This is a genomic window from Schaalia odontolytica (genome assembly GCF_009730335.1).
GTDB classification, from domain to species: domain Bacteria; phylum Actinomycetota; class Actinomycetes; order Actinomycetales; family Actinomycetaceae; genus Pauljensenia; species Pauljensenia dentiphila.
In genome coordinates, this window is sequence record NZ_CP046315.1 from 1067619 (window position 1) to 1086488 (window position 18870).

At 66.5% G+C, this 18870-nt stretch carries 15 protein-coding genes and 1 riboswitch; of the genes, 14 read left to right on the top strand and 1 reads right to left on the bottom strand.

Going from position 1 to position 18870, the window contains the following annotated elements:
* Position 1: 1 nt before the first annotated feature.
* From ilvC to FOC40_RS04590, 3 genes are all read left to right on the top strand, one after another.
* The gene (ilvC, locus tag FOC40_RS04580; RefSeq protein WP_039929700.1) at positions 2-1027 is read left to right on the top strand and encodes a ketol-acid reductoisomerase; all 1026 of its coding nucleotides are present in this window, start codon (positions 2-4) and stop codon (positions 1025-1027) included.
* 655 nt (positions 1028-1682) lie between these two features.
* A complete protein-coding gene (locus tag FOC40_RS04585; RefSeq protein ID WP_003796112.1) occupies positions 1683-3905 on the top strand; it encodes an exo-alpha-sialidase in 2223 nt (740 codons plus the stop codon).
* A 142-nt stretch (positions 3906-4047) separates the two neighbouring features.
* Positions 4048-5097, top strand: coding sequence for a 3-isopropylmalate dehydrogenase (locus FOC40_RS04590; protein WP_003796114.1), 1050 nt, complete (start codon positions 4048-4050; stop codon positions 5095-5097).
* 90 nt (positions 5098-5187) lie between these two features.
* Here FOC40_RS04590 and FOC40_RS04595 read toward each other — a convergent pair whose 3' ends face one another.
* Positions 5188-6210 (bottom strand): hypothetical protein, encoded by a 1023-nt coding sequence (locus FOC40_RS04595; protein WP_003796116.1) that lies wholly within the window; start codon positions 6208-6210, stop codon positions 5188-5190.
* 52 nt (positions 6211-6262) lie between these two features.
* Here FOC40_RS04595 and rimP point away from each other — a divergent pair, with 52 nt between their 5' ends.
* The 11 genes from rimP to FOC40_RS04650 all read left to right on the top strand — a co-directional run bounded on the left by rimP (position 6263) and on the right by FOC40_RS04650 (position 18744).
* Positions 6263-6733, top strand: coding sequence for a ribosome maturation factor RimP (gene rimP, locus FOC40_RS04600; RefSeq protein ID WP_003796119.1), 471 nt, complete (start codon positions 6263-6265; stop codon positions 6731-6733).
* A gap of 95 nt (positions 6734-6828) precedes the next feature.
* A riboswitch (TPP riboswitch) is annotated at positions 6829-6936 on the top strand.
* A 33-nt stretch (positions 6937-6969) separates the two neighbouring features.
* Positions 6970-8088, top strand: coding sequence for a phosphotransferase enzyme family protein (locus tag FOC40_RS04605; protein WP_003796120.1), 1119 nt, complete (start codon positions 6970-6972; stop codon positions 8086-8088).
* Positions 8089-8099: 11 nt separating this feature from the next.
* Positions 8100-9128, top strand: coding sequence for an ABC transporter substrate-binding protein (locus tag FOC40_RS04610; RefSeq protein WP_039929704.1), 1029 nt, complete (start codon positions 8100-8102; stop codon positions 9126-9128).
* Positions 9129-9207: 79 nt separating this feature from the next.
* Positions 9208-10728 carry an ATP-binding cassette domain-containing protein gene (locus FOC40_RS04615; RefSeq protein WP_003796123.1) on the top strand — a complete coding sequence of 507 codons (1521 nt, stop codon included), beginning with the start codon at positions 9208-9210 and terminating at the stop codon, positions 10726-10728.
* Positions 10710-11624: an ABC transporter substrate-binding protein gene (locus tag FOC40_RS04620; RefSeq protein WP_231126065.1), complete on the top strand. Its 915-nt coding sequence runs from the start codon at positions 10710-10712 to the stop codon at positions 11622-11624. The genes FOC40_RS04615 and FOC40_RS04620 overlap by 19 nt, the downstream gene beginning before the upstream one ends.
* Before the next feature lie 224 nt (positions 11625-11848).
* Entirely contained in the window at positions 11849-12877 is a 1029-nt protein-coding gene (gene nusA, locus FOC40_RS04625; RefSeq protein ID WP_003796129.1) for a transcription termination factor NusA, read from the top strand.
* 131 nt (positions 12878-13008) lie between these two features.
* Complete coding sequence (locus FOC40_RS04630) at positions 13009-13209, top strand: YlxR family protein (protein WP_196773365.1); 201 nt, start codon at positions 13009-13011, stop codon at positions 13207-13209.
* 136 nt (positions 13210-13345) lie between these two features.
* Complete coding sequence (gene infB / locus FOC40_RS04635) at positions 13346-16135, top strand: translation initiation factor IF-2 (protein ID WP_155844121.1); 2790 nt, start codon at positions 13346-13348, stop codon at positions 16133-16135.
* Between the two features lie 98 nt (positions 16136-16233).
* A complete protein-coding gene (rbfA, locus tag FOC40_RS04640; protein ID WP_003792743.1) occupies positions 16234-16686 on the top strand; it encodes a 30S ribosome-binding factor RbfA in 453 nt (150 codons plus the stop codon).
* 5 nt (positions 16687-16691) lie between these two features.
* Positions 16692-17744 (top strand): tRNA pseudouridine(55) synthase TruB, encoded by a 1053-nt coding sequence (gene truB / locus FOC40_RS04645; RefSeq protein WP_039929707.1) that lies wholly within the window; start codon positions 16692-16694, stop codon positions 17742-17744.
* Positions 17745-17754: 10 nt separating this feature from the next.
* Positions 17755-18744, top strand: coding sequence for a bifunctional riboflavin kinase/FAD synthetase (locus FOC40_RS04650; RefSeq protein WP_003792741.1), 990 nt, complete (start codon positions 17755-17757; stop codon positions 18742-18744).
* The last annotated feature ends 126 nt before the right edge of the window (positions 18745-18870 follow it).

Here is an 18870-nt window from a genome sequence, read left to right on the forward strand (position 1 = left end):
AATGGCAGAAATCATCTACGACGACGGCGCAGACCTGTCGCTGATCCAGTCCAAGAAGGTTGCCATCATTGGTTACGGTTCGCAGGGTCACGCGCACGCGCTGAACCTGAAGGATTCCGGAGTTGACGTGGTCGTCGGCCTGCGCCCCGGTTCCTCCTCCTGGGCCAAGGCTGAGGCCGCCGGCCTTGAGGTCAAGGACGTGGCCGAGGCCGTCGCCGAGGGCGACGTCGTCTCCGTGCTGCTGCCCGACCAGGTCCAGCGCTACGTCTATGCCGAGCAGATTGCCCCCAACCTGAAGGAAGGCGCCGCCCTCCTCTTCGCGCACGGCTTCAACATCCGCTACGGCTACATCGAGGTCCCCGAGGGCCACGACGTCGTCATGGTCGCCCCCAAGGGCCCCGGCCACAAGGTCCGCGAGACCTACACCCAGGGCAAGGGCACCCCGGACGTCGTCGCCGTTGAGGTGGACGCATCCGGCCAGGCCTGGGACCTCGTCCTGTCCTACGCGAAGGCCATCGGCGGCACCCGCGCCGGCGTCATCAAGACGACCTTCACCGAAGAGACCGAGACCGACCTGTTCGGCGAGCAGGCTGTCCTGTGTGGCGGCGTCTCCCACCTGATCCAGGCCGGCTTCGAGACCCTGGTCGAGGCTGGCTACCAGCCCGAGATCGCCTACTTCGAGGTCTGCCACGAGATGAAGCAGATCGTTGACCTCATCAACGAGGGCGGCATCACCAAGCAGCGTTGGTCCTGCTCCGACACCGCTGAGTACGGCGACTACGTCTCCGGCCCGCGCGTCATCAACGAGTCCTCCAAGGAGGCCATGAAGGCTGTTCTGGCCGACATCCAGGACGGCACCTTCGCCCGCAAGTTCATCGCCGATCAGGATAACGGCGCCCTCGAGTTCAAGGCGCTGCGCGCCGAGGAAGAGGCCCACCCGATCGAGAAGACCGGCCAGAAGCTGCGCAAGGCCTTCGGCTGGACCGACTCCGACGAGGACTACACCGAGGGCAGCGCCGCGCGCTGATCTCAGCTCCGTTTCGGATAGCGTCAAGCCCCGGCCTCGTTCCTCTTATGGACGAGGCCGGGGCTGGTCTATGCGTTCGTCTGCCGCTAGCCAGAGGCGGCGCTCGGGTTTGGCCTCTGTGGATGCGCCAAGACGGACCGAGGGCCTCTCAGTGCTGACGGCAATGCGTGCGCCGCTTGTCGTGAGCTCAAGCGAGGCAACAATGTGGAGCTTGTAGCGTCGTGGTGTCGTGCTCGCGATCGCGCGCGGTCCCATCGTTGTCCCAAGCCAGTCTTCTCTTCGCGCTGGAAACGTGTGTCGGGTGTACGTTCGAGCTCTGTCACTCGGTCAAGAGAGATGGGGTTTGACCGATTGGGAGCTGGCTTGTTGGCGGGAAGAGCGCCGCTATCATGCCTTAGGCACAGAGTGTGACACCTGAAGCTGTCCGTGTGCGTTGGGATGGTGCTATTGGCTCCTTCTGGGCGAAGCTGGCGAGCAAGCGGGGTGTCACAGTTGTTCGCGTCCTTATGGTTTTGTGTTATCCATGGGGTCTGATGGGGCGCATACATGTCGTATAACTGGTTGGTCAGCATCTAAATTTGTATGATGAATCTTGTGGAGAGTGAGATATGACTTGCTCGCCTCAGAATGACCACCCACATCGGAAGGACCAACGATGACCCTCCGCCACTACGGGCGTGCCCTCGCGGCCCTCTCGGGAGCAGCGCTGCTATGCGCGACGCTCTCAGTTCCCGCGTTTGCAACGCCCACCAGTGACACTGACGCCGCCGCTCCCACGGTGGTCGCGGCAACCGATGAAGAATCGGCCCCGATCACCGTCACCGCCACTCGCACCGACTCCCACGGAGACAAGGTGTACGAGGGCGACCTCATCACCGTCACCTTCACCTACACCAACAACACCGACAATGCGCTCACCGTCTTCCCGGTGGACTCCAACCTATCCGGCGTTCTCACCACCGGTGCCCCCAACTGCCGCTGGCACAACCTGGCCGCGCACACGACCAAGCAGTGCACGACCGCGACCCACACCGTGACGGCAGCAGACGTAGCAGCCGGTAGCTTCACCCCCACCTCAACGTGGGCAGCCACCCGTGACCGTAACGGCACCGACGTCATCGCCGGTGGCATTACTGCCAACGCAGATCCGGTGACCGTCACCCAGGGCGATCGTCCCCCGGCCCCGGATCCGCTGGAGACTCCGCAGGACTACGCGATCGGCGACAAGGTCCGCCTCGCGTCCCCCGGCCTCGCCGGATTCAGCTGCCACCGCATCCCCGCTCTGACCACCGCCAACAACGGCTGGATCATCGCCTCGTGGGACGGTCGCCCGAACACCTGCCAGGACGCGCCTCAGGCCAACTCCATCGTCTACCGCATCTCCAAGGATGGCGGTAAGTCCTGGACCCCGATCAAGACCGCCCTCGCCGGCACCCCCGGCGCCCAGAAGATCGGCTACTCCGACCCCTCCTTCGTCGTGGACCGCACCACCGGAACGATCTTCCTGTTCTCGGTCAAGTCCTACGACGCTGGCCTCTTCCAGTCCCAGCTGGGCACTGATCCAGTGGCTCGTAACATCCTGCACGCCCACGTCGTCGAGTCCCACGACAACGGCGAGACCTGGGGGAACCCGCGCACCATCACCGACCAGGTGACCGCCGGATACGAGGGCCAGTGGTTCACCCGCTTCGCCTCCTCCGGTGAAGGCATCCAGCTGCGCTACGGCGCCCACGCCGGCCGCCTCATCCAGCAGTACGCCGTCGCCAACTCCGGAACGACCTCGCTGATGGCCGTCTCCGTCTACTCCGACGACCACGGCGCGACCTGGAAACCCGGCGCACCCACCGAGGGAAGCGCCGACGAGAACAAGGTCGTCGAGCTCTCCGACGGTCGCCTGCTGCTCAACTCGCGCACGCAGGGCACCGCAGGCCAGCGTCTTGAAGCCATCTCCTACGACGGTGGACAGACCTGGGGTCCCTTCCGCCACAACTGGGACCTGACGGACCCGCGTAACAATGCCTCCATCGTGCGCGCTTACCCGGATGCCCCCGAAGGCTCCGCGCGCGCCCGCGTCCTGCTCTTCTCCAACGCCGACTCCGCCAGTGCCCGCGCCAACGGTACGATTCGCATCTCCTACGATGACGGCTTCACCTGGAACGACGGCAAGGTCTTCGAGAGCGGCGAGATGGCCTACTCGACGCTGCACCCCCTCGGTGATGGTACCTGGGGCCTGCTGTACGAGTCAGGCGGATACAAGAACATCGAATTCATGCGCCTGGATGCCGACTACCTCGGCCTGACCGACCCCGGCGAAGAGGACGCCCCCGAGCCCGAGCCCACGCCGGACCCGCAGCCGCAGCCCGCCCCGGAACCGAACCCGACGGCCACTCCCGCCCACTGGGTCAACACCGGTTCGGGTTGGAAGTGGCAGCTGGAAGACTCCAGCTACGCGATGAACCAGACGATCGTCATTGGCGAGGCCACCTACCGCTTCGGCGCAGATGGCATGATGGTCACCGGCTGGGATAACCAGGGCGGCGTGTGGAGCTACTACAACGCCTACGGCACTCGCGCGAGCGGATGGCTCACGGACGCCGGTAGCTGGTACTACCTCGATCCTGCGACCGGCGCGATGGCCACCGGCTGGACCCAGATCGACGGCACCTGGTACCTCTTCTCCGCCTCCGGCGCGATGCTCACCGGCTGGCAGCACGCCGGCAGCTGGTACTACCTGGCTCCCTCGGGTGCCATGCTCACCGGCTGGCAGCACATCGGCGTCACCTGGTACTACTTCGCTGGTGATGGCCACATGGTCACCGGCTGGCAGATGATCGACGGACGTTGGTACTACTTCGCATCTTCGGGTGCGTGGATCTGATCCACATCTATCGTGGCCGGGGCCGGGGGAGCGTGTATGCCCTCCCGGCCCCGGCCTCGTCTATGGGGGACGTCACGGCACAAAGAGACCACGGGTTGGACCCGTTCGGACGCGCGGCGCAGAGGCGGGGGAAGATGGAGCCATGACACTGAACATCGCAGTAATCCCCGGAGACGGCATCGGCAAGGAAATCGTCCCTGAAGGCCTCAAGGTCCTGGACCGCGTCCTGGCTGACAAGGGCATTGAGTACTCTACGACCCTCTTCAACCTGGGTGCCGAGCGCTGGCACGCTACCGGCGACACCCTGACCGACGAGGACCTTGAGGCGATCAAGCGCCACGACGTCATCCTTCTGGGTGCGGTTGGCGACCCCTCCGTGCCCTCCGGCGTCCTCGAGCGCGGTCTGCTCCTCAAGCTGCGCTTCGCTCTCGATCACTACGTGAACCTGCGCCCCTCCAAGTACTACGAGGGCGTGCCCAGCCCCCTGGCCAACCCCGGCGACATCGACTTCGTCGTCGTTCGCGAAGGCACCGAGGGCCTCTACTGCGGCAACGGTGGCGCCGTGCGCGTGGGCACCCCGCATGAGATCGCGACCGAGGTCAGCGTCAACACCGCCTACGGCGTCGAGCGCGTCGTGCGCTACGCCTTTGAGGCGGCCGCCTCGCGCAAGAAGCACCTCACCCTCGTCCACAAGCACAACGTCCTGGTCAACGCCGGACACATGTGGCGCCGCATCGTCGACGAGGTGGGGGAGGAATACCCCGACGTGAGTGTCGACTACTGCCACATCGATGCCGCCACCATCTACATGGTCACCGATCCGGGCCGCTTCGATGTCATCGTCACCGATAACCTTTTTGGCGATATCCTCACTGACGAGGCCGGGGCCGTCACCGGCGGCATCGGGCTGAGCGCGTCGGGCAACCTGAATCCCTCGCGCGAGTTCCCCTCCATGTTCGAGCCCGTGCACGGCTCCGCCCCCGACATCGCGGGGCAGGGCAAGGCAGATCCGACCGCGACCATTTCCTCGGTCGCGCTCATGCTCGACTTCATGGGATTCGCCGAGGAAGCAGAGCGCGTGCGCGCGGCGATCGACGCCGACATGACCGCCCGCGCCGAGGCCGCGGCCAGCGGCAGCCCCCTCGTGCGATCGACCTCCCAGATCGGAGACGACATCGCAGCCAGGGTCTGACCCCAGACAATGACGCAGGGCCGCTCCCCGAACGGGGAGCGGCCCTGTAGTTTGCCTATAGTCGCCCCTGCTGGGCGTTGGTGGAATGCCTCAGTGTGCGCCGATGAGGGCGGGAAGCGTGGCACGAGGCGCCCACTGCTCGATGTCCGCCAATGCTGCGCTTGCCCCCGCTGCCCGCACGTCGGCGGAGTCGCTGGCTAGCATCGCGGCATCCGCCGCCAGCAGATTTGCGGCTAGAGACGAGGCGTCAAGGAAACCGAGGTTGCAGCGAGGCGAACGCGTATCCGTCGCACCGGCACGCAGGGCGATGTCTGCGCGAACCAGAAGTTCGCCCGACACGGCGTACGCGTCGGATAGGGAGCCAGCGCTGACCTGAGCCTTCGGCAGGGTGGACGCCGTGCAATCCCAGGTTGCGACCGCAGTCGACAGTTCCTCAGAGTCGGGCAGCTTCTTGCCCGAGGGAGCGAAGGAAGACGAGAGCGTCGGAGAGTCAAAGAGATCAATGGACCAGGTCTGGACTCCCTGACGCGAAGCAGCATTCACTCGATCATTGACAAGGAGCGCCTGATCCAGACCCGTGTCCACCTCGATGCCGTACGCGTGGGCGATCGTCACGGCGCTCGCGTAACGGCCCAGCGATGCGGCCGACAGTGTGCGGGCCTCCTCGGAGGTCGTGCGATTCGGGTCAGCGGCGATCTCCAGGTCGCGGGTCGCTGTTCGGGCCAACCACGAGACGAAAGCAGACACGTCGGTGGGGGCCTCGGAGACTGCGGCCGGAGCAGACTCGCCCTCGGGCGTTGCCCCTCCCCACGGATCCCACAGGCCCCCCAGCACCTCGAGCCGCTCGTGTGACGCCGACGCGACGGAACGCAGAGCAGCCGAACACGATGCGCACTCCGTCGCGACCTCGGCGAGCTGGGTCGCGCGCTCGGATGCTGCCACCTCCGTACGCGCGGCCTGGTCACGCACCGCGTCAAAACCAGACAGAGCCGGCAGGGACGAGGACGAGCACGCGGACAGCGCGAGAAGCGCCGCTCCAGTCGCAGCGAGGCCGGGGAGGCGACGTGTGGTCAAAGTCAGTTTTGCGAAACGCACATCCGCATCATCCCACACCCCGAGTAGGATAGGGAACTGACCCGCTTACGCGACAGAAAGATAGGCACATATGGCATCGTCCACGTCAGAGGGACCGCTCGAGGAGCTGCTGACTCCCGTGGTCGCACAGTCGGGACTGGAACTGGACTCAGTCATCCGTTCGCGCTCCGACGCGATGCCGCTCCTGCGGGTCATCGTCGAGGCGCCGATCGGCGCAGGCGGAATTGACTCGGACACCCTCGCCGAGGTGTCCCGCGCCGTCTCGAAAGCCCTGGACGCAGCGGACCCGATCGACGGCGAATACCTGCTCGAAGTCTCCACGCCGGGAGCCGAACGCGAGCTCACGAAGGTCGGGCACTGGATGCGACAGATCGGACGCCTAGTGCGCATCAAGCTGCGAGCCGGCGGCTACGTCTCCGGACGCGTCGTCGCGGCCGACGAGACCAGCGCGACGATCGACGTTGACGGCGAAACGACGATCATTGACTATCAGGACATGAGGAAGGCGCGCTCCCGCGTCGACTTTGGGTCGGGGGACTAAGCTCGTCACACCGCTCACGTGCCCGGCTGCGTCCACGCAGCCGGGCATATTTTTGTGATCTATTTGATATATCCCCCGTCGGGGTGTAGAGTGTGACGCGATGCACGGGAGCCCTGACAGTAGGGGGCTGAGAGGGAGGCGATCCTCCGACCGACACACCTGATCCGGATCATACCGGCGTAGGGACGCAGACACTTCTTCCACGAAGGCTCGTGCGCGCACGCGAAAGAGCCGTAGTGAGCGACAGCAACAAACACCTTGACGTGACGACCAGGGTCTGGCCCGTCATCTCCGAAGACGAATGCGGGCGGGTGCTTGCCCGCCTCGCCACCCCGCTCGCAGGTACCGTCCTGCAGGTCTCTCATCGCCCCACAGCAGCGGGAATCCTCGTCGACGCAGGCACCTCGACAGTCTTCATCAAACGCTACGCACCCGGTGCCGTCCCCGCCGACCATCTGCGCGCAGTCCACGGCCTCGTTGCACACATTCGCGCGAGAGGATTTCCCACCCCCGCATTCCTACCCTTCGCCGACTCTGACACAGTCTGGGAAACGCCGACGGGGACGTGGGAAGTGTGCGAGGGTGCCATCGGCGAGGACCGCTACCGCGACGACCTCACGTGGACGATACCCGGCACGCTTGACGAAGCCCACGCCCTCGGATCCATGACCGCCCGCCTCGCCCTGGCCTCGTCGGATTATCACGCAGCGCTCAACCCACCGAGCGCCTATCAATCGCGGATGCGACTCTTTGCGCAGGACCCTCGCCGCGACTTGCCCCAGTGGCTCGCCGAGCGTCCCGGTGTCCAGGCCTACCTGCGTGACTCCGGCAGGCGCATCGAGGACGAGTGGGCACCCCACCTCGACTTCGCGGCCGCCTACGCCCCCATCGCCGCCCAGCTGCCCACCTCCTGGACGCACGGAGACCTGCACATCTCCAACGTCTTCTGGAAGGGCCTGGCCCCCTCCCAGTTCATCGACTTCGGACTGGCAGACCGCAACCCCTCCGTCTACGACCTGGCTCTCATCATCGAACGAAACGCCTTCGAATGGACTCGCATCGTCGACGGCGACGAAGAAGCAGTCCACCGCGACATCACCCTCGCCCTCATCGACGGATACGAGGAAGTGCGACCCCTCAGCCCGCTCGAGCGGCGAGGCCTCCTCGCCCTCATGCCCCTGATTCAAGCCGAATCCGGCCTGAACTGGATCGAATACCAGTACGGGGTGACCAGATCCATGCCCGGCGCCGACTGGTGCCTGGACGTTTTCTTCGGTGAGCACACGCGATGGTTCACCCGCCCAGGCGGGCGCGACTACCTCGCATGGCTCGACGACGCGATCTCACACCACTGAAAGGACAAACGATGAGACGACCACTCGCAGCACTGACTGCCCTCCTGCCCGCCTGCGCGCTCGCGCTTGCATCGTGTGCAGGCAACGCGAGCACCCCACAGAGCAGCCCACAACGCCAGAGCGTCAGCGTCGTTTTGGACTGGACCCCGAATACGAACCACTCCGGCGTCTACCTTGCCATGGCGCGCGGATACTACGAACAAGAGGGCATCGATGTGGACATCCTGCCCTACTCCGAAGCAGGGCCCGCCTCCGTCCTACTCGGAGGGGGAGCAGATTTCGCCTTCGAGGGCGCCTACTCGGTCATCAGCGGACGTGCGCGAGGGGACGAGATGACCATGGTGTTCAACCTCCAGCAACAATCCTCGCAGGGGATCGCCGTGCGCGCGGATAACACGGACATTACTCGGCCTGCTGATCTCGACGGCAAACTCTTCGCTACGTGGGGAGCGGCCGAGGGCGTCACGAAGGTGCAAACGATGATCCACAACGACGGCGGGCAAGGAAACGTCGAGACGGCCCTCCTCGGCACCAGCGCCTATGCCGCCGTCTACAACGGCACCGCAGACTACGCCGAAGGCCTCACGACGTGGGAAGGCATCGAAGCCGAACTCGCAGGTACCCCCCTGAAGTGGTTTATGCCCGCCGACTACGGAGTCGAAACGACCCCCGCCGAGCTCGGACTGGTCACAACCCCCGCCTATCTGCGGGACCACGCCGACCTGGCTAAGCGTTTCATCCGGGCGACCCAGCGCGGATACAAGGATGCCATCGCCGATCCGTCTGCCGCAGTGGACGCCCTCATAAGCACTAACCCCGACGCCGCGATCGACCGCGAACTAGCATCGCGCAGCCAGGAGCTTCTTTCCTCGAAGTACTGGCAGGACTCCTCCGGAAGCGTCGGCCACGGCGACCCGGCTCGCTGGCAGGGCTACATCGACTATCTGCTCGCGCAAGGACTCCTCGAAGATGCGTCCGGGGCACCCGCGTCCGCCCCGCTGTCAGGAGCAGACATGGTGAGCAATGACCTCCTCGAATAGTCCCACCCCAGTCGCTGCGCGCGTGCGAGACAACGCCACGCGCGCAGCATGGGCGTGTGTCTCCCTGAGCGTGGTCGTAGTGGTGTGGCAACTTGCCCACCACGCCTCGGGCCTCTCGCAGCGTATCCTGCCTGCTCCGACCACTATCCTCGCCTCCGCCGCCGCCAGCTGGCCCTCGCTCAGCGCTGCCGCCTGGGCGACGGGCGTCGAAGGAATCGCCGGAATGATCGCGGGTATCGCCGTGGGCATCGCCATCGCGTTCACCACCTCGCTGTGGCCGCGCCTCACCCACGTCGCCATGCCGATCCTGGTTGTCTCTCAAACGGTCCCTCTCGTGGCCGTCGCGCCCCTCATGGTCATCTGGATGGGCTTTACCATGGCCTCGAAGATCGTGGTCGTCGCCGTCTTCACGGCCTTTCCCGTCGCTCTCGCCCTGCTGCGCGGGCTTGGGCGCGTACCCACCTCGCTCACCGACCCGATGGGAGTCGCGGGGGCCTCGCGGATATGGATCCTGCTGCACGCCCGCCTGCCCTGGGCGCACACCCACCTCTTCTCAGGAATCCGCATCGCCGCCACCTATGCTTTCGCATCCGCAGCAACCGCGGAGTTCATGGGGGCCAAACGTGGACTCGGTGTGTTCCTCCTGAGCGCCCAGTCCTCGTTCCGTACGGACCTCGTCTTCGCTGGCGCTGGCACCCTCGTGGTCATGACGATCATCCTGTACGCGATCGTTGCTGCTGCTGAGGCCCTGACCTCTCGCCGCTCCCTCCCAGGCCCGTGGCGGCGCGCGCCGGGCAGACAACAGTTCGCGCCTGGGCGTATCGAGATGACGTCAGTGTCGAAGACCTACCGATCCTCCCAGGGAGGGGTACGCGCATTGGACGGCGCAGACCTCATCGTTGAGGAGGGGAGCATTGCCGCCGTGGTCGGGCCATCCGGGTGCGGGAAGAGCACCCTCATCCGCATCGCCGCCGGACTCGAGCGTGCGGACAGTGCGACAGGCCGAGGGAAGGCGAGCGACTCGGCGTCCTGCGCACTCATGCCGCAGTCAGACTCCCTCGCGCCCTGGCTGAGCGTGCGCGACAACGTGGCGCTTCCCCTCGTCCTGGCCGGCGCGTCGAAGCGCGACGCCCTCACCCGAGCTGACGCCACCCTGGACAGCCTCGGGCTGGGATCCTTCGCCTCCCACCGGCCAGACGAGCTCTCCGGGGGTATGCGCGCCCGCGTCGCCTTCGCTCGCACGTTGCTCACCCCCGCGTCGGCGATGCTCCTCGACGAACCCTTCGGGGCGCTCGACGCACTCACCCGGGCACAGGTATGCGACTGGCTCGCCGACCTCCTCCACAAGCATCCGTGGACAACGGTCATCGTTACCCACGACATCCTCGAGGCCGTTCAGCTCGCGGACACCGTCCACGTCATGAGCGCCCGGCCCGGTCACATCACCGACAGTATCCGCATCGACCTGCCGCACCCGCGCGGGCGCGGCACCCGACGACTCGAGCGATTCCACGCCCTGTGCGCCCGCGTGGAAGACGCCCTCACTACCAACAACAGGCGCGCCCAACACGAAGGAACACCATGCCAGTCACACGAGTAATGCTCGAATACGTCCACCCGTGGCCCAACCACGCCGGACTCTTCCTCGCGCGGCGAAACGGAGGATTCGCCCGCGCCGGACTTGATGTGGACCTCATCTCAGACGGATACGACAGGGGAGGGGCGCCCGAGGTCCTCGCTCGCGGAGAATACGACATCGCCTCCCTGCGCCTGGGCCACGTCCTCCAATCGCGATCCACGGGTACCCCGTTCGTCGCGGTCGCGACACTCAACCAACGCCAGCTCGGCTCCGTCATTACGACGCCCGAGACCGGGATTGCGCGTTTCGCCGACCTGGAAGGCAAGACCGTGGCAGTTCCTCCGGTCGCTCGCCTCATCCACGAGGTGCGCGAGGCCGTAGCCGCCGACGGAGCAGACCCCGCGCTCGTGCGCTTCGCGGACCCCGGCAACTGGGAACCCGACGTGAGGTCCGTCGAACAGGGCCTATACGACGCCGTCATGAACGTGCGCGCGTGGGAACCCTTCCAGGGAAACACGCCTCTCGATGAGGTCGTGGTCCTCGAATTCGACTCGGTGGGAGTCGCCCCCCATCATTCCTACTTCCTCTCGGTGCGCCAAGACACGCTCGATCGTAACCCCGACTTTGTGCGCTCCTTCCTAGCCGCCGCGGCCAACGGCTACCGCGAAGCGATGGAAGACGAGGATGGTGCCGTCGAGGCGATGAGCTGGCCCATGTGTCATGTGCGTCCCGACGTCCTGCGCGCCTCCCTGCGTGCTATCCGAGACTCTTGGTTCACCCCCGAGGGACGATGGGGTGAGATCCAGGAAGACCTCGTCACCTCTTACACGACGTGGATGGACGAGGGCGGCTGGCTCGAAGATGGTAGCCGTATCGAAGATCTGGAAGGTGCCTGGACAAACGACTTCCTGCCCTGACGCTCCCCGCAAGCGCTTGCTTGCACGAGCAGCGCGACAGCCGCCTCCTCCGACCCAAGGTCCGGCTGAGGCGGCTGTCCTCGGAGCTGCCATCACCCCCCACGGGCAGGATGGGCGAGACCGGCTCAACGACCACCAACGTCGTTGAATCGATTACCATGGGGTATCAGGACATGAGGAAGGCGCGTTCCCGCGTCGACTTTGGAACGGGGAAGTAGGAGACCATGGAAATCGATATGACCGCTCTGCGGATGGTGGAAAACGAGAAGGGCGTCAGCCTCGAAACCCTCGTCGACGCCATCGAAGAGGCGCTGCTCAAGGCGTACCACAACCTGCCCGGTGCCATCTCCCAGGCCCGCATCGAAATCGACAAGAAGACCGGACGCGTCACCGTCATGGCCATGGACGAGGACGAGGACGGCAACCCGATCGGCGAGTTCGACGACACCCCGAAGAACTTCGGCCGCATCGCTCAGTCGACCGCGCGCTCCGTCATCATGCAGCGTCTGCGCGACGCCGACGACCAGCGTGTCTTCGGTGACTTCGCCGGTCGTGAAGGTCAGATCATCACGGGCACCGTCCAGGCCCCGCGCCCCGGCCGCCCCACGATGGTCCAGGTCTCCGACGACTTCGAGGCTGTCCTGCCCGACGGTGAAAAGGTCCCCGGCGAGTCCTACCGCCACGGCGACCGCATCCGCGCCTATGTCGTGGGCGTCGAGCGCACTGAGCGCGGCCCGCGCATCACCCTGTCGCGCACCCACCCCAACCTCGTCGCCGGCCTCTTCCAGCGTGAGGTTCCCGAAATCCAGCAGGGCCTCGTCAAGATCAAGGCCATCGCCCGCGAGGCCGGCCATCGCACGAAGATCGCCGTGGCGGCCACCCGCGAAGGCATTAACGCCAAGGGCGCCTGCATCGGCCCGATGGGCGCGCGCGTTCGCTCCGTTATGGCCGAGCTGGGCGGGGAGAAGATCGACATCGTCGACTACTCCGACGATCCGGCGCGCTTCGTGGCCAACTCGCTGTCGCCCGCGCGCGTTACCCGCGTCGTCGTCCACTCCGTGGACAATCGCACGGCGACGGCCATCGTCCCCGACTTCCAGCTGTCCCTCGCCATCGGCAAGGAAGGCCAGAATGCACGCCTCGCCGCGCGCCTGACGAACTACCACATCGACATCCACGCCGACACGGAAACCGGCGATGATGCGATTGCTTCGCGCGTCTCGACCCCCGACGACGTGACAAGTCGCTCATAGAATCTGAGACGAGCAATCCCTTAGCTGGACTAAGCTAGGGGATTGTGTCGTATTCTGTGCCGCCAGTGCCCGCCTCTGGGCCCCAGCGCACCTGCATTGGATGCGGCGCACACGCGCATCGATCCGCTCTCGTGCGGATCGTTCGCTCGCCGGACGGTTCGATTCGCCTCGACCGAACGGCCACTCTTCCGGGCCGAGGGGCCTGGGTTCACCCCGATGCGGGGTGCGTCCAGAAAGCCCGAGCCAGGCGCGGCCTTGCGCGCTCGTTCCGAACGGGAAACGTTACGGACGGCGTGTGGGACGACGTGGAGGAGTTGATCAACCACCAGTGATGGCCACGCGCCATCAACGCCGAGAAAATGGAAGCGGGTTGGAAGCTGATGGGCACCCGATGAGTACCCAGCGATGAGCTGCCAGCAATATCAGTAAGGCGTCTCCGGACCGGAGACGCTTCCGGAATGGAGAAATGTGGCAAAGTTGCGTGTCCACGAGCTCGCCAAAGAGCTCGGAATCACCAGCAAAGAACTGATGGGTCACCTGAAGGAAGCAGGTGAATTCGTCAAGTCGTCGTCGTCCTCGCTCGAACCGCCCGTCGTGCGGCAGATGCGTGAGAAGTTCGCGACGGCCCCCAAGACCAAGAAGGCGGACGCAAAGCCCGCCGCCAAGGCCCCCAAGCCCAGCGCGGCCAAGCCCGCTGCGAAGAAGCCTGGCGCCCCCAAGGCGGAGGCTGCCGATGCTGCCCCCAAGGCCGCGGCCCCCAAGGGTGACGCGCCCAAACCCGGCGCGCCCAAGCCTCGTACGAAGAAGGCCGACGCCGCCACCAAGCCCGGCACCCGCAAGAGCGCGGAGGGCGGCGCCCCCAAGCCCGCGCCTCGTCGCGCTGACGGCCCGCGCCCGGCTCGCCCCGGCGGCCCGCGCCCCGGTGGCCCGCGCCCGGGCAATAACCCCTACGCCTCCTCGCAGGGCATGCCTCGCCCCGGCGGCTCCGGCGGCCCTCGTCCCGGCGCCCCGCGCCCGGGCGGATCCGGCAACGGTGGTCCGCGCCCCGGTGCCACGCGTCAGGGTGCCTCCGGTAACGGTGGTCCTCGTCCCGGCGCCCCGCGCCCCGGCGGCAACCGTCCGAACCCGGGCATGATGCCCGGCCAGGCGAACTTCGCACGTAACGCTGCCTCCGGTAACGGCGGCGGTGAGCGCACCGGCCGCGGTGGACGCGGTCGCGGCGGCGCCCGTCCCGGCGGAGCAGGTGCAGGTGCCGGCGGCGGCGCCCCCCAGAACAACGGCGGCGGCTTCGGTGGTCCCCGCGGCGGTGGCCGCGGCGGTCGCGGCTCCACGCCGGGCGCATTCGGTCGCGGAGGCGGCCGCTCGCAGCGCGGACGCAAGTCGAAGCGCGCGAAGCGTCAAGAGTATGAGCAGCAGAACGCGCCCGTCATCGGCGGCGTGTCGATCCCGCGCGGAGGCGGCGCGCAGATCCGCATCCGCCAGGGCGCATCCCTTGCTGACCTCGCCGAGAAGATCGATGTCAATCCCGCAGCACTCGTGACGGTCCTCTTCGCCCTGGGCGAGATGGCGACCGCCACGCAGTCCCTCGACCAGGACACCTTCGAGGCCCTGGGCGCGGAGCTCGGCTACGACGTCAAGGTCGTCTCCCCCGAGGACGAGGACCGCGAGCTGCTCGAGTCCTTCGACATCGACCTCGAGGCCGAAGAACTCGACGACGCTGAGAACATGGTGCCCCGTCCGCCGGTCGTCACCGTCATGGGGCACGTCGACCACGGTAAGACCAAGCTGCTCGACGCGATCCGTCACACCGACGTCGTCGACACCGAGCACGGCGGCATCACCCAGCACATCGGTGCCTACCAGGTCACGGTCAAGGCTGAGGACGGCACCGTCCGCCCGATCACCTTCATCGATACCCCCGGTCACGAGGCCTTCACGGCCATGCGTGCACGTGGCGCTCAGGTCACCGACATTGCGATCCTCGTGGTCGCTGCCGATGACGGCGTCATGCCCCAGACGGTTGAGGCTATCAACCACGCGCAGGCCGCCGGCGTCCCGATCGTCGTCGCAGTGAACAAGGTCGATAAGGACACGGCGAACCCGGAGAAGATCCGCTCCCAGCTCACCGAGTACGGCCTGGTCGCGGAAGAGTACGGCGGCGACGTCATGTTCGTGAACATCTCCGCTAAGCAGCGCAAGGGCATCCGCGAGCTGCTCGAGGCTGTCCTGCTGACCGCCGACGCTGCGCTGACCCTTGAAGCCAACCCGAACACCGACGCACGTGGCGTCGCCATCGAAGCGAACCTGGACAAGGGCCGCGGCGCCGTCGCGACCATGCTGGTCCAGCGCGGCACGCTCCACGTGGGCGACTCCCTCGTGGTCGGCTCGTCCTACGGCCGCGTGCGCGCTATGTTCGACGACAGCGGTAACGACGTCTCCGAGGCCGGCCCGTCGACGCCCGTTGCGGTCCTGGGGCTCACGTCCGTCCCGCGCGCCGGCGACTCCTTCCTGGTCGCGCCGGATGACCGCACGGCCCGCCAGATCGCCGACAAGCGTGAGGCCGCCGAGCGTCAGGCCCTGCTGGCCAAGCGCCGCAAGCGCGTCTCCCTGGAGGACTTCGACAAGGTCCTGGCCGAGGGCGAGGTCGACACCCTCAACCTGGTCATCAAGGGCGACGTGTCCGGTGCCGTCGAGGCCCTGGAAGACTCGCTGCTGCGCATCGACGTGGGCGACGAGGTCGCGCTGCGTATCATCCACCGAGGCGTCGGTGCGATCACGCAGAACGACGTCAACCTGGCGACCGTCGACAACGCGGTCATCATCGGCTTCAACGTCCGTCCCGCCGAGCGCGTGGCCGAGATGGCGGATGCTGAGGGCGTCGAGATCAAGTACTACAACGTCATCTACTCTGCGATCGACGACATTGAGGCGGCCCTTAAGGGCATGCTCAAGCCGATCTACGAGGAGGTCCAGCTGGGTACCGCGGAGATCCGTCAGGTCTTCCGCTCCGGCAAGTTCGGCAACATCGCCGGTTCGATCGTCCGCTCCGGCACGATCAAGCGTGGCACCAAGGCTCGCCTGGTGCGCGATGGTGTGGTTGTCGCCGATAACCTCGAGATCGTGTCCCTGCGTCGCGAGAAGGATGACGTCACCGAGGTCCGCGAGGGCTACGAGTGCGGTATCACGCTGGGTCACAAGGATATCGCCGAAGGCGACATCATTGAGACCTGGGAGATGCGCGAGAAGGCTCGTGACTGATCGCATGGCTTGAAGTATCGGGGTCCGGGCACGCTCGGACCCCGATCTTCTCTCACCAGTGTTTCTAGGAGGGCGACACCGCCCGAAAGGAGGGCGCGATGGCTGACGAAGCTCGCGTTCGAAAGGTGCAGGAGCGCATCCTGCAGACCGTCGCGTCGATGATCGGACGCCACGTGAAGGATCCCCGTCTGGAGCTCGTCACCATCACGGACGTGCGCGTGACGGGCGACCTGCAGCACGCATCCATCTTCTACACGGTGCTCGGCGACGACGAACAGCGCGAGAAGGCCGCGCGCGCGTTCGCGTCCGCGCAGGGTCTTTTCCGCTCTCGCGTGGGCAAGGCCCTGGGCCTGCGCCTGACCCCGACCCTGGAGTTCATCCTCGACGCGTTGCCCGAGAGCGCTGCCGCGCTCGAGGACGCCCTGGCCAAGGCCAAGGCCAAGGATGAGGCGATTGCCGCCGCGTCTGCTGGCGCCACCTATGCCGGTGACGCCGACCCCTACCGTCACGACGACGAAGAGGACGAGGCAGACGCGAAGGATTGGGCCTGACCCACATGGCTCGTCGACCCGATAATCCGCGTCCCGGCTTGCTTGTCATCGACAAGCCGCAGGGGCTCACCAGCCACGACGTGGTCTCGCGCGTGCGACGCCTGGCCCACACCCGCAAGGTGGGGCACGGCGGCACCCTGGACCCGATGGCCACGGGAGTCCTCGTGATCGGCATCGGCAAGGCGACGAAGCTGCTCACTTGGGTGAGCGGCCACTCGAAGGAGTATCGGGCGACGATCCGCTTCGGCGTCGCCACCAACACGGACGACGCTGAGGGCGTCGCGACCGCGGCCGTTGGCTGTGCCTCGTTGAGTGAGGAGCAGCTTGAGGCTGCGTTTGCGCCGCTGCGTGGGGACATTATGCAGGTGCCCTCGACCGTCTCGGCGATCAAGGTGAATGGCAAGCGTGCCTACGCACTCGCTCGCGCCGGCGACGATGTTGAACTGGCCGCCCGCCCGGTGCGCATTTCACGCCTGGAGGTTCTCGCTCCCCCGAGACCCGTCGAGTGCACGCTCGAGGAGGCTGACGCTGACAATGCACCCGATGAACAGGTTCCCTCCGGTCCCGTTCGCGTGGTCGATGTTGACGTCGTCGTTGAGTGTTCCTCGGGCACCTATGTGCGCGCCCTCGCGCGCGACGCCGGTGAGGCGCTCGGTGTGGGCGCCCACCTGACCGCGCTGCGCCGCACGCGCGTGGGCGACGTTCACCTGGACACGGCGATAACGCTCGAGGAACTGAGCGCCGCCGTCGAGGCAGCCACCCCGGAAGGGGAGCCGGACGCGGAGCCGGTCCTGCCCCTCGTCCCCCTGGGCGAGGCTGCGCGCACCATGTTCCCCTCCCTGCTCATGACCGAGGCCGAGGCCGGAGCGTTCGCCCACGGCCAGGCCCCGAGGCGTTCTCGCAGTGAGTTGGCGCAGTGGGCGGTCGAGGCTGGCTACTGCCCGAAGAGCGCCCCCGAGGAGGAGCCCGCGCCGATCGCCGCCGTCGCGCCCGACGGCACCGTCCTGGGCCTGCTTCGCATCGACGCGGCTCGATTGCGTACCGTCCTGGTTTTCTAGAAAGAGACTCATGAACGTTTGGTATTCACTCTCTGACATTCCCGGCAACGAGGCCAGTGTCGTCACCATCGGCAACTTCGATGGCATGCATAACGGACACAAGAAGGTCATCTCCACGTGCATCGAGCGCGCCCATAAGCTCGGCGTCGACGCCGTGGCCATCACCTTCGACCCGCACCCCATCCAGGTCCACAAGCCGGAGGTAGGTCTCCAGCTCATCTCCCCGCTGCGCGACCGCCTCGACGCGATGGCCGCTGCCGGCCTGGACGCCACGCTCGTCGCCCACTACGACGCGAGCGTGTACAGCCTCGAAGCCGACGAGTTCGTCTACGAATACCTGGTGGAGCGCTGCGGTGCTCGCGAAGTCGTCGTCGGCGAAGACTTCCGTTTCGGACGCGGCAACGCGGGCACCATCGACACGCTGCGTGAGCTCGGGCGCCGCTACGGGTTTAACGTCATCACGGTCACCGACATTGAGGCCCCCGAGGGGCGCCGCTGGTCCTCGTCGTGGGTGCGCGAGCTCCTCGCCGCCGGCGACGTGTCTGGTGCCGCCCGCGTCCTCGGCCATCTTCACCGCATCCGCGGCACCGTGTGCCACGGCTTCAAGCGCGGCCGCACCCTCGGCTTCCCGACCGCAAACCTGTCCGAGGACGTCGAAGGTGTCATCCCCGCCGACGGCGTCTACGCCGGGTGGGTCGTGCGCGCCGTGCCCGGCACCCAGTCCGCCGAGTTCCTCCCCGCCGCCATCTCCGTGGGCACCAACCCCCAGTTCAACGGCGTCGAACGCACCGTCGAAGCCCACGTCCTGGGCCGCTCCGACCTCAACCTGTACGGTGAACGTATCGCGGTGACCTTCGTGTCGCGCATCCGCCCCATGCTCTCCTTCGACTCCCTCGACGAACTGCTTACCCAGATGGATGACGACCTGCGTCAGACGGCCTCCGTCCTTGGCATCGGCGTCGCCGGGCGCGTCGATCCGGACTCCGTCACCGCCCGATAGGGCACCCTCCTCTTCGCCTGGCCCCGCGCTTCAGGGGGCGCACATCCAGCCCGAGGCCGGGGAGCGCAGGTTGGGGGAGGAGAAAAGTCCTTGTGAGAAGGCAGAATCGTTAGCTTGGTCGCTCAT